Raw genomic sequence first — 12389 nt, 5'->3', positions numbered from 1 at the left:
CATGAAAATCAGTGATGGAAACTGGCTTATTCAACCAGGGCTCAATCTGATCCAACCTGTACAGGTGTACGAGATTGAGCAACAGGGCAACGACATGGTGGTCTACGTCGCGTCGCGCGAAGTGCGCGAGCGTGCCGCCCAGCTCGATGTTCCGCTATTTACCGTGCGCTTCTTCTCTCCGCAGGAAGGGGTGATTGGCGTACGTATGGAGCACTTCCAGGGCGCGCTGAACAACGGCCCGCATTACCCGCTGAACGTGCTGAAAGACGTCAAGGTGGAGATTAACAACGGCGCTGAGTATGCCGAGCTGAAGAGCGGCAATTTGACCGCGCGCGTCACGAAAGGCGACTTCTGGTCGCTGGATTTCCTGCGCGACGGCGTGCGGATTACCGGTAGCCAGCTGAAAAACGACGGCTACGTGCAGGATACGAAAACGAATCGTAACTATATGTTTGAGCGCCTGGATCTCGGCGTCGGCGACACCGTTTACGGCCTCGGCGAGCGCTTTACCGCGCTGGTGCGCAACGGCCAGACGGTCGACACCTGGAACGAAGACGGCGGCACCAGCACCGAACAGTCGTACAAAAATATCCCGTTCTATCTGACCAACCGCGGCTACGGCGTGCTGGTGAATCATCCTGAGCGCGTCTCTTTCGAAATCGGCTCCGAAAAAGTCTCTAAGGTGCAGTTCAGCGTCGAAGGTGAATACCTGGAGTACTTCGTTATCGACGGCCCGACCCCGAAAGAGGTGCTGAACCGCTATACCCGGTTTACCGGGCGTCCGGCGCTGCCGCCGGCCTGGTCTTTCGGCCTGTGGCTGACCACCTCGTTCACTACCAACTACGATGAAGCGACGGTTAACAGCTTTATCGACGGCATGGCGGAGCGCAACCTGCCGCTGCACGTGTTCCACTTTGACTGCTTCTGGATGAAGGCCTTCCAGTGGTGCGATTTTGAATGGGATCCGGTGACCTTCCCTGACCCGGAAGGCATGATTAAGCGTCTGAAAGAGAAAGGGCTGAAGGTCTGCGTGTGGATTAACCCCTATATCGGCCAGCGTTCGCCGGTGTTTAAAGAGCTGCAGGAGAAAGGCTATCTGCTGAAACGCCCGGACGGTTCGCTGTGGCAGTGGGATAAATGGCAGCCGGGCCTGGCGATTTATGACTTCACTAATCCGCAAGCCTGCCAGTGGTATGCCGACAAGCTGAAAGGCCTGGTAGCGATGGGCGTTGACTGCTTCAAGACCGACTTCGGCGAGCGTATCCCGACCGACGTGCAGTGGTTTGATGGTTCCGATCCGCAGAAAATGCACAACCACTACGCCTTCATCTATAACGAGCTGGTGTGGAACGTACTGAAAGAGACCGTCGGCGAGAAAGAAGCGGTGCTGTTCGCGCGCTCCGCCTCGGTGGGCGCGCAGCAGTTCCCGGTGCACTGGGGCGGCGACTGCTACGCCAACTATGAATCGATGGCGGAAAGCCTGCGCGGCGGCCTGTCGATCGGCATGTCCGGCTTTGGGTTCTGGAGCCACGATATCGGCGGCTTCGAAAACACCGCGCCCGCTCACGTCTACAAGCGCTGGTGCGCCTTCGGCCTGCTGTCGAGCCACAGCCGTCTGCACGGCAGCAAATCCTATCGCGTGCCGTGGGCCTACGATGACGAGTCCTGCGACGTGGTGCGCCACTTCACGCAGCTGAAATGCCGCATGATGCCGTATCTGTACCGTCAGGCGGCGCTGGCCAATGAGTTCGGTACGCCGATGCTGCGTTCGATGATGCTGGAGTTCCCGCACGACCCGGCCTGCGACTATCTGGATCGGCAGTACATGCTGGGAGATTCCGTGCTGGTGGCGCCGGTGTTTAGCGAAGCGGGAGACGTCCAGTTCTGGCTGCCGGAAGGCCGCTGGACTCATCTGTGGCACAACGATGAAGCGCAGGGTAGCCGCTGGCATAAGCAGAATCATGATGTGCTGAGCCTGCCGGTGTACGTGCGTGACAACACTCTGCTGGCGCTGGGAAATAATGACCAGAAGCCGGACTACGCGTGGAACGAAGGTACCGCCTTCCAGCTGTTTAGCCTCGACGATGGTCGCGAAGCCGTCTGCCAGGTGCCGGCCGCGGACGGGTCGGTGGTCTTTACCCTGACGGCGAAACGCCAGGGCAACGTCATCACCGTCAGCGGTGACGGTGAGGCCAGCGGCTGGACGCTGTGCCTGCGCAACATCCAGCAGGTGGCGGGCGTGCAGGGCGGCGCTCAGGGGGGTAGCGAGCTGGGCGTGGTGGTGACCGCGCAGAGCAATGCGTTGACGATTACGCTGTAAGCGCTTTGTAGCCCGGACAAGGCGCGTCAAGCGCCGCCTCCGGGAAAGGTGCCAAACCTGATGCATCAGCGCAGCTGCTTCCCGGCTCGCGCTGCGCTTAGTCGGGCTACAGGTTTCCAGCCGTCTGCACGCCGTAGCCCGGACAAGGCGCATCAGGCGCCGCCTCCGGGGAAGGTGCCAAACCTGATGCATCAGCGCAGCTGCTTCCCGGCTCGCGCTGCGCTTAGTCGGGCTACAGGTTTCCAGCCGTCTGCACGCCGTAGCCCGGACAAGGCGCGTCAAGCGCCGCCTCCGGGAATGCTGTCAGGCTAAAGGCGGTTAACCATTCCCGGGTATATTCTTATGGTGAATTGAGATCGCTATCACGTATATTTCTTCCTGAAATGTGATCTGAATTATAATTATTCCTTAATCCCTCTCCTCGTTTTATTTCTGTCCGGATGTCTGGACAAAATTTAGTATTGTTGTTTACGCCTCTGCTACTTATATTTATCCTCAATGATTTATGTAGCGCTCGCGTGGTATCGCGCTGGCCTCCAGACATTAATCTGGTATGCAATAAGGGTAAATAATGCAAATGATTACCTCACGACAGAACAGATTATTGAAATTTCTCCTGCCCCGCAGAGAATACGTTACGCTGATGAAAATTGCTGAATATTTAAATGTTTCAGAAAAAACGGTTCAGCGTGATTTACGCTTTTTAGAACAGTGGTTATCTGAGTGGAAAATGACTATCGACAAACGCTCAGGCGCCGGCGTGATGCTGATCGCTGATAATGTCACGGATCTGCTGCAATTAGACCAATTACTCGGTAACGAGGGGGAGGACAGCGATGTCATGATGAATAACTCCCGGCGTGTGAAAATTGCTTCGCAGCTCTTAAGTGAGACTCCGCGGGAGACATCAATTAATAAGCTCTCTGAGCGTTATTTTATCAGTAGTGCATCTATCGTTAATGATCTGAAAATTATTGAGTCATGGATTGCTCCGCTCGGCTTAACGCTGATTCGTAGCCAGAGCGGGACGCATATTGAAGGCAGCGAAAACAGCGTCCGCCAGGCGATGGCGTCGTTAATTAATGGGGTGATTAATCATAATGAGCCCGGCTGTATTATCCATTCCCGGCTGGACTCAGGAAGCTATAAAGCGCTGGTGCATTATTTTGGTGAGGATGACGTTTTATTTGTTCAGTCATTATTACAGGAAATGGAGCGCAAGCTGTGCTGGTCATTAGGCGAACCGTATTATGTGAATATTTTTACCCATATCCTCATTATGATGTATCGCATTACCCGTGGGAATGCCTTACCGCGGCGTGAACAGGGGCAGCAGATTTTTTGATGAGACGATATTTAGCGTTGCCCAGAATATGCTGCGAAAAATTGAACACCGTATTGACCATTCGCTGCCGGAAGATGAAGTCTGGTTTATTTATCAGTACATCATCTCCTCTGGCGTTGTGGTGGAAGAGCGAGATGATGTCAGCATGGTGCGCTATATGCATTCTAGCGATGAGGCCCGACAAATTACCGATCGCCTGATTAGCGCTTTTTCCACCATGATTGATCTCGATTTAACCGCCGATCGCGCGTTATACGATGGTCTGCTCATTCATATCAAGCCGCTCATTAACCGCCTTAATTTTCGGATTTATATTCGTAACCCTCTGCTTGAGGATATCAAGGGCGAGCTGACGGACGTGTGGCCGCTCACCCAGCGGGCGGTCAATCAGGTTTTTAGCCGCTGGGGCGAGCGTGCGGTTTCCGACGACGAGATTGGCTATCTCACCGTTCATTTCCAGGCGGCGATGGAAAGACAGGTCGCCAGCAAGCGCGTTCTGCTGGTTTGTTCTACCGGAATCGGCACATCTCACCTGTTGAAAAGTAGAGTGTTGAGAGCGTTTCCTGACTGGACCATCGTCGGCGTGGTTTCGGCAAGCAGCCTGCATACCCTTCAGCCGCAGGACAAGATTGAACTGGTTATTTCGACGATCAATCTGCCGGAAATAGCTCTGCCGGTAGTCTATGTTAGCGCATTTTTTAATGATGCCGATATCCGGCGGGTTACGGAAAAAATCGTTACCGACAAATTACATCGCGCGGCAATATCTGCTGTAGATAATGAAGTTTTATATCCATGAGGTAAAGAATATGGACATAACCAGGATTTTAAACACCAAACGCGTTTTGTTAGATATGCACGCTACGAATAAAGCGGAAGCCATCGAGGAGTTAACCGATTTATTACAAAAAGACGGGGCGATAAGCTGTCGAGAAACCTTTATTCAGGATGTCTGGCAGCGTGAGTCGGAAGGCTCAACGGGGTTTGAAAATCATATTGCGATCCCGCATGGAAAGTCGTCCGCCGTTGTTAATACCACCCTTGCCATTGGTCGCACCCGGCAGGATATCGCCTGGGAAACGCTGGACGGCAGCCAGGTACGCTGCATTATTTTATTTGCCGTTCGTCTGGAAGATCAAAATACCACCCATATTCGCCTGTTGTCCCAGGTCGCCGGAGCGCTGGCGGATGATGACATTATTGAACAACTGCTCAAAGAAACCAGTCCGCAGAGGATTATTGATCTGTTTAACCAATATGCCGAGTCGGACATTTACTAACAATAACTAGCGGAGTCCGAGATGAATATTGTCTGTGTTGCTGCCTGTACCGCAGGTATTGCTCATACTTATATTGCACGTGAGAAGCTGATTAAAGGTGCGAAAGCGCTGGGCCACAATGTCAAAGTCGAAACCCAGGGAACCATTGGTACTGAAAATGAACTGGCGGCGGAAGATATTGACGCTGCGGATGTCGTTATTCTTGCCATTGATGTGAAAATTAAAGGCGAAGAGCGTTTTAAAAATAAACGGATTGTCAGAGTAAAAACGGAAGTCGTGATTAAGTCGCCGATTCAGTTTATCGAAAAGGTCGAAAAATCCTTAGCGAATGCCTGATCCTTAATCTGGAGGGATCTACCATGAGTGAGAATAAAATTCCCGTCTCACAGGAAATTAAGAAGCATTTATTAACCGGTATTTCATGGATGATACCGCTGATCGTCGCCGCCGGGATCTGTATCGCGCTGGGACAAGTCCTTGGCGGGACGAACGTTGGCGAGAAAACCGGCACCATTCCGTGGATGTTAAACCAAATCGGCGGCTGGGGAATGGGGCTGATTGTGCCCTTGATCTGCGCCGCTATCGCTTACTCCATTGCCGATCGTCCTGGATTCGCTCCGGGTTTGATCGTGGGTTTTGTCTGCGGGCAAATTCATACCGGTTTTATTGGCGGCATGCTGGGCGGCTTCCTCGTGGGCTACACGGTACTGGCGCTAAAACACTATATTCGGCTGCCGAAATCGATGCAGGGGCTGATGCCGATTATGGTGCTGCCGGTATTAAGCACCATCATTAGCGGTTTGCTGATGATGACCCTGATCGGCAAGCCCATTGCCTGGCTGCAGGACGCGCTGATTCACATGCTGGAGTCGATGCAGGGCGGCTCGCGTTTCCTGCTGGGCGCCATCCTTGGCGCCATGGCGACCTTCGACTTCGGCGGTCCGGTGAATAAAACCATGTCGCTGTTTGCCGATGGTCTGCTGGTCAGCGGCGTTTACGGCCCGGAAGCGGTGAAGTTTGTGGGTTCGATAATCCCGCCGTTCGGCATCACCCTCTCGTTTCTGCTGACCCGCCATAAATACACCCGTGCCGAACGCGAAGCCCTGAAGGCCGCGTTCCCGATGGGGATCTGCATGATCACCGAAGGGGTGATCCCCATCGCCGCCCGCGATCTGCTGCGCGTCGTGGGATCCTGCGTGGTGGCGTCAGCGGTGGCCGGTGGCCTGATCATGACATGGGGCGTGGAGAGTCCGGTGCCGCACGGTGGGATGTTTGTGGTGCCGCTCTTTACGCATCCCCTGCTGTTCTGCCTCTCTCTGGCGATTGGCACCGTGATTTGCGGTGTGATGCTCTCGCTGTGGAAAAAGCCGGTAACCGAGCGCGATGAAGAGTTTGATGAGCTGAACGACCAAAAGGTCAAAGACGACGAAATCACCTTTACCCTCGAATAAACGGAGGCCCTATGTTTGCCGATATGAAAAGTATGGTGATCAAAGCCTGGCGTGAACGGTATGCCCTGCTGGCGATTAACTGCATGAACCTGGAAAGCGCACGCGCGGCGGTGCGCGTGGCGGAAAAACATCGCGCGCCGATTATTCTCAACCTGTATCAGGGGCATCTGTCGCACTTTCTGGCGACGACGGCGGCGGCGGTAGTCAGGGTTCTGGCGGAGGAGGCGAGCGTACCCGTGACGTTAAGTCTCGATCACGGCAAAGATCCGATAAAAATACGTCAGGCTTTCCGCGCCGGATTTAGCGGGTTAATGATCGATGCTTCGGCGTTCGCGCTGGCGGAGAACATCCGCCAGACCCGAGAGGTCGCTGAACTGGCCGCCAGCGTTGGGCTGTGCGTGGAGGGCGAACTGGGGCACCTGGCGGATGCGCCGCGCTACGACCAGGCCAGCAATGCCGATTTAATGACCCAGCCGCAGGACGTCCCCCCCTTTATCGAACAGACCGGGATTGACCTGCTGGCGGTCTCCGTGGGAACCGCCCACGGTATGTACGCCCCCGGCGTAAAACCGATGCTCGATTTCGACCGCCTGGCGCAGATACAGCGCGCGTCATCCGTGCCGCTGGCGCTGCACGGCGGGAGCGGTACGCCGTTCGAGCAGCTGCAACGTTGCCCGGAATTCGGGGTCGCAAAAATCAACGTTGGGGCGGCGGTATTTGAAGCGGGGAAAGCGGCGCTGCTGCACACCCTGTGCCACGACAGCACCATTGAGCTGGCCGATGCGCTATCGGTGATGGAGCAGGCCAGCGCTGACGCCATCGTTCCCTATTTACACGCATCCGGCTCAATCAACAAAGCCTGATTAAATCTCAGTAAGGCCTTCCATGCCGGCGCCTGTATGCCCTGGCAGGGCTTACTACACCCTGAAACTGGAGAATAACGATGTTAGTTTCAATGCACGAATTACTTAAACCCACCCGTGAACATGGTTTTGCTATCGGCGCATTTAACGTGGCGGATAGCTGTTTTATTCGCGCCGTGGTGGAAGAGGCGGAAGCGACAAATACGCCGGCGATTATTTCCATTCACCCCAGCGAGCACGATTTTGTTGGCGACGCGTTTTTTAGCTACGTGCGGGATATCACCCAGCGCAGCCGCGTGCCTTTCACCCTGCATCTGGATCATGGCGCCTCGGTGGAACATGTCCTGCGCGCCATTCAGTGTGGCTTCACCTCGGTCATGATCGATGGTTCGCTGCTGCCTTATGAAGAAAACGTGGCCCTGACCCGCGAAGTGGTGCGGCTGGCGCACGCGGTGGGCGTGTCGGTCGAAGGCGAGCTGGGGACCATCGGCCAGACCGGAACCTCTGTAGAAGGCGGCGTGTCAGAAGTCACCTATACCGACCCGGCGCAGGCGGAAGATTTCGTCGCCCGTACCGGCGTGGATACGCTGGCGGTAGCGATTGGCACCGCGCACGGTATCTATCCGAAGGGGATGCAGCCGGAGCTGCAGATGCACATTCTGCGCGATATCGCCGGGCGTCTGTCGATTCCGCTGGTGCTGCACGGCGGCTCGGCTAATCCGGATGCGGAAATTGCGGAATCCGTTACGCTTGGCGTCGGCAAAATCAATATTTCCAGCGATATGAAATATGCCTATTTCCAGAAAGTGCGCGAAATTCTGACAAAAGAGACATGGTGGGATCCGAATGTCATTTATCCGGAACCGATTAACGCCGCGCGGAAGGTGATTCGCCACAAAATGAAGCTCTTTGGCTCTACCGGCAAGGCCAGCCTGTACTAATCCCCCGGCGGGGCGGGGAAACCTGCCTCGCTATGAATAAGGAGGCCGGTATGAAGTATTTGGGGCTGGATATCGGCGGGAGCAAAATCGCCGCCGTAGTGATGGATGAACAAGGCCATGAATGGAGGCGCTTTCGCGTTGAAACGCGAAAACAGACCCGGCAGCAGTTTATCGCGACGCTGGTGGCGTTAATCACCGCGATTGGGGATGAGCTGGCCCAGCCTTTGGCTATCGGTATTGCCCTGCCGGGGAGTATCTCCCCGCAGACCGGCAAGATCCGCAATGCCAATATTCAGGTCATCAACGGCTGCCGCTTACAGGATGAGCTTGAGCAGCGCCTGGGCCAGCCGGTTGTGCTGGCGAACGATGGCAACTGTTTCGCGTTATCAGAAGCCTGCGATGGCGCAGGTGCCGATTATTCGCTGGTATTTGGCATGACGCTGGGGACCGGATGCGGGGGTGGTATTGCGCTTAATCGCCAGATTTTCCCCGGCGCGTCAGGGATTGCGGCGGAGTGCGGGCATATCACGCTGCCGGGATATCAGGAGGTCAACGATGGGCCGCCCGAGCGCTGCTACTGCGGAAAATATAACTGCGTCGAGTCCTTTATTTCCGGCACCGGGCTGAGCGCGCGCTATCGTTTGATGACCCGGCAGGCGCTCAGCAGTCAGGCTATTATCGCCCGGGCGCTGGAGGGCGAGCATGCCGCCTGCGAGCAGGTGCTGCGCTTTCGCCAGCAGCTGGCGCGGACGCTGGCGACGGTGGTGAATCTTATCGATCCCGGCGTGATTGTTCTCGGCGGCGGTCTGTCTAACGTGGCGCTGCTGGTGAACGACCTGGAGGCGGATGTCGCCCCGCTGGTGTTTACCGACCATTTCACCACCCCCATCGTGCCTGCCCGACATGGTGACAGTAGCGGCATGCGCGGCGCAGCCTGGCTGGCCGTCCGCAGCGGAGTCGAAAATGAAACGTTCACAGATTAACTACGCGATTGATAAAGCGCATGCTATCGCCGAGTCCTTTCGCATTTGCTTACCCGAGTTTGCCTGCTTTACCGCCGATATCTGGGCGAAAAAGCGGTTTGAAGAGTGGCGAGAAGTTTGGGATCTACAGCTTGGCTGGGATATTACCGATTTTGGCAGCGGCCGTTTTCAGGAAACCGGACTGACGCTGTTGACCCTGCGTAACGGCGCGCCGGGCGATTCGCGCTATCCCAAGCCCTACGCCGAGAAGATGTTGCAGATTCAGCAGGATCAGCAAACTCCCTGGCATTTTCATTATCACAAAATGGAAGATATTCTGAACCGCGGCGGCGGCCGGCTCTGTCTGCAGCTGGCATGGGCGACAGAAGATGAACGGCTGGATATGCAGCGCAGCGTGAGCGTCGCGGTTGATGGCCGCCAGCGCACGCTGAAACCGGGAGACACCCTGGTTCTTAACCCCGGGCAGGGCGTTTGCCTGCCGCCCACGCTGTACCACCGTTTTTGGGCTGAAAACGCGCTGGTGATGGGCTGGGAAATTTCGATGGTGAACGATGATAAGCGCGACAACCGTTTTCTGGAAGATAGCGGCCGCTTCCCGATGATTCAGGAAGATGAACCGAAAAAATGGTTATTGTGCAGTGAATACGGGCGCTGAAAAGAGATAGACGTTGTCGAATCCACAACCCTCCTTACCGGAGGGTTTTTTTATTCCATTTTGTCTAAAAAAGTAACGTTCATTTCATTCTGGTGATTGATGCCACAGACGCCAGAGCCGCCGGGTGATAGCGTAGTTTAGCGCTGAGAGGAGCCCGGTATGGATTTAGAAAACATCTTTCGTGACGTTAAGCTAAGCAAAACGGAAATGACCGTGCTGCGTTTTATTCAGAACGATCCTGAGCAATGCGTTCGCGAAGGGATCCGCGCCGTGGCGGAGCACTGTTATAGCAATCCGTCTTCGCTGGTACGCCTCGCGAAGAAGCTGAAATTCAGCGGCTGGCTGGAGCTGGTCTATTTTATTAAATTCAATATCACTATGCCCAAACTCGATGTGACCAACGACATCGATTATATGAGCATTCAGCCGATGGAGCGGATAACGCCATTGCTGGAAAGCCTGCAACATCACCGCATTTTGATTCACGGCAGTGGGTTTTCGCAGCTGATCGCCCAGTATATTTATAATAAATTTTTGGTGACCGGGGTGAATGCCAGCCTCGCGCTGTGGCCGGATTACGAAATCCTCGAGCAGAAGAACGCCGCCAAATTTGATTCGATCTGGATTATTTCCAAATCCGGACGCAGCAGTTCGGCGCTGAACTGGGTGAAGGCGCTGGAAGGAAAGGAGATTAACCTGGTCTGCTTTACCGGCGATTATCAAAGCCCGCTGGCGCAGGCGGCGGATACGGCGTTTATCATCCATGATCCGCAGAAATTCGATGATGATATTTACTGGAGTAACCCCTTTTTTGGCTACTGCATACTCGGCTTTGAGCGGCTGCTGAAGATGTGGTTTATGCAGACGGGGATCCCCGGAGGCGGCGCCTGAGGCGCCTGTCCGGGCTATCGGCCCTCAGTCGGCGATGAACCCGTAGCCCGGTCAGCGCAGCGCCACCGGGATGAAACGGCGCAGATATCTCAGCCCGGTACCTTCCCCGGAGGCGGCGCGACGCGCCTGTCCGTTCTACCGATCCGCAGACGGCGGTGAATCCGTAGCCCGGTCAGCGCAGCGCCACCGGGATGCAACAGAGTAGATGTCTCAGGCCCGGCACATTCCCCGGATAAGGCGTTAGCCGCCATCCGGGGGATTTCACCGGGCGTTTATTGCCAGTCGGCGAACTGCTTATCGTCGAGATAGGCTTCAACCAGCGTTTTTGCCAGCGAATAAGAGCCGACCAGCGGATGCGCCATCAGCGCCCGTACCGCCAGCGATTTATCGCGCTGCAGAATGGCCGCCACCGCCAGCCGCTCATACTCTTTCACGCTGGCGATCATATTCTTCTGCGCCGTCGGCACATGCTTCGGCGTCACCGGCTTCAGGCCCTCTTTGCTCAGGTCGCAGCTGATCTCAATCACATCGTCCGGGCGCAGGAAGTCCAGCGTGCCGTTGTTGGGCATCGATACCACGATGCGCTTGGTGGTGGTGCTGTTCACCGCCTCCAGAATATCCAGCGCCACGCCCGCGTAGCCGCCGGTATCCGGCTCCTCGATAAACTGCTTTAAGGTCAACGGCTCGCGGGTATGGAATTTTTCCTGCTGCGACTCGTTCTGCATATAGCTATTTTCCCGGCGCAGATAGTGCTTCATCCAGATGGTAAACGCCGCTTCCGGGTTGGCTTTGACATCAACGGTCAGCAGCGCTTCGCGCATATCGTGATTGATGCGCGCAATCTGCTCGCCGCGGGTTTCCGGCGCGTTCTGAATCGCTTTCAAAGCCACTTCGCGATAGTAGTAGTAGTAAAGATATTCATTAAGCAGCTGCTTATCGCATAGCTGAACCAGCTCCGGCGAAAAGTACTGCATCGCCGTCTTGCGATACAGGTCCGGGCTGGCGATCAGGCGCTCGGTGACATCCTCGCCGCGCACGGTGAAATGGGTAAACCAGGAGAAGTGGTTCAGCCCGTAGCACTCGACGCCGAGATCGCGCTCGTCGCAGCCGAGGATCTCGGGCAGCTCGCGAATCAGCTCCGACGGGGCATCGCAGATGCCGTACACCCGACGCTTAAAGCCGGATTTGATAATCGCCTCGGTGACCAGCCCTGACGGGTTGGTGAAGTTAAACAGAATGGCATCTTCGGCGGCGTGCTCTTCAATCAGGCGGCAGTAGTGAAGAATCGCCGGAATGGAACGCATCGCCATGGCGAAACCGCCCGCGCCGGTGGTCTCCTGGCCCAGCGTGTTGTGCGCCAGGGCGATACGCTCGTCGCGGATCCGGCTCTCATCGCCGCCCACCCGCAGGGTGGTTATCACATAGTGGCTATTTTTTAGCGCCGGCACCGGGTCGCTGGTTACGCTGAAATGAATATCCGGGCGAATGGCATTAAACACATAGCGGGCGATCTCGCCGAATATTGTCAGATTCTCCGCGGAGTTGTCGAGAAAGACCACTTCCGTTAAACCAATGCGATGCGCGTTATATGCCAGAGATTTCGCCAGAAACGCAGAGCGAACGCCGCCCCCGCCTAATACGGTTAATTTCATAAATCACT

At 55.7% G+C, this 12389-nt stretch carries 10 protein-coding genes and 1 pseudogene; 10 read left to right on the top strand and 1 reads right to left on the bottom strand.

Annotated features, from left to right (window positions below; all coding sequences use genetic code 11):
• Position 1 precedes the first annotated feature (1 nt).
• The 10 genes and pseudogenes from yicI (at position 2) to BJF97_RS28265 (ending at position 10729) form a co-directional block, all read left to right on the top strand.
• Entirely contained in the window at positions 2 to 2320 is a 2319-nt protein-coding gene (yicI, locus tag BJF97_RS28310; RefSeq protein ID WP_032695120.1) for an alpha-xylosidase, read from the top strand.
• Between the two features lie 571 nt (positions 2321 to 2891).
• Positions 2892 to 4464 (top strand): annotated as a pseudogene (locus BJF97_RS28305) (BglG family transcription antiterminator).
• 10 nt (positions 4465 to 4474) lie between these two features.
• A complete protein-coding gene (locus tag BJF97_RS28300) occupies positions 4475 to 4945 on the top strand; it encodes a PTS sugar transporter subunit IIA (RefSeq protein ID WP_004126743.1) in 471 nt (156 codons plus the stop codon).
• A gap of 21 nt (positions 4946 to 4966) precedes the next feature.
• A complete protein-coding gene (locus BJF97_RS28295; RefSeq protein ID WP_004126741.1) occupies positions 4967 to 5281 on the top strand; it encodes a PTS fructose transporter subunit IIB in 315 nt (104 codons plus the stop codon).
• A gap of 23 nt (positions 5282 to 5304) precedes the next feature.
• Positions 5305 to 6396 (top strand): PTS fructose transporter subunit IIC, encoded by a 1092-nt coding sequence (locus tag BJF97_RS28290; RefSeq protein ID WP_014227271.1) that lies wholly within the window; start codon positions 5305 to 5307, stop codon positions 6394 to 6396.
• An 11-nt stretch (positions 6397 to 6407) separates the two neighbouring features.
• Positions 6408 to 7259 (top strand): class II fructose-bisphosphate aldolase, encoded by an 852-nt coding sequence (locus BJF97_RS28285; protein ID WP_032695119.1) that lies wholly within the window; start codon positions 6408 to 6410, stop codon positions 7257 to 7259.
• 80 nt (positions 7260 to 7339) lie between these two features.
• Positions 7340 to 8200 (top strand): ketose-bisphosphate aldolase, encoded by an 861-nt coding sequence (locus tag BJF97_RS28280; RefSeq protein ID WP_004855534.1) that lies wholly within the window; start codon positions 7340 to 7342, stop codon positions 8198 to 8200.
• A 50-nt stretch (positions 8201 to 8250) separates the two neighbouring features.
• Positions 8251 to 9183 carry an ROK family protein gene (locus BJF97_RS28275; RefSeq protein ID WP_032695118.1) on the top strand — a complete coding sequence of 311 codons (933 nt, stop codon included), beginning with the start codon at positions 8251 to 8253 and terminating at the stop codon, positions 9181 to 9183.
• Complete coding sequence (locus BJF97_RS28270; RefSeq protein WP_032695117.1) at positions 9164 to 9838, top strand: D-lyxose/D-mannose family sugar isomerase; 675 nt, start codon at positions 9164 to 9166, stop codon at positions 9836 to 9838. The genes BJF97_RS28275 and BJF97_RS28270 overlap by 20 nt, the downstream gene beginning before the upstream one ends.
• A 159-nt stretch (positions 9839 to 9997) precedes the next feature.
• Complete coding sequence (locus BJF97_RS28265) at positions 9998 to 10729, top strand: MurR/RpiR family transcriptional regulator (RefSeq protein ID WP_032695116.1); 732 nt, start codon at positions 9998 to 10000, stop codon at positions 10727 to 10729.
• A 272-nt stretch (positions 10730 to 11001) separates the two neighbouring features.
• On the opposite strand, the gene BJF97_RS28260 is transcribed toward BJF97_RS28265, so the two are convergent.
• Complete coding sequence (locus BJF97_RS28260; protein ID WP_032695115.1) at positions 11002 to 12381, bottom strand: family 4 glycosyl hydrolase; 1380 nt, start codon at positions 12379 to 12381, stop codon at positions 11002 to 11004.
• Positions 12382 to 12389: the final 8 nt, after the last annotated feature.

Origin of the sequence: Klebsiella sp. LTGPAF-6F (genome assembly GCF_001753185.1) — a bacterium.
GTDB lineage: Bacteria > Pseudomonadota > Gammaproteobacteria > Enterobacterales > Enterobacteriaceae > Klebsiella > Klebsiella michiganensis.
This window is presented reverse-complemented; position numbering and strand designations above follow the sequence as displayed.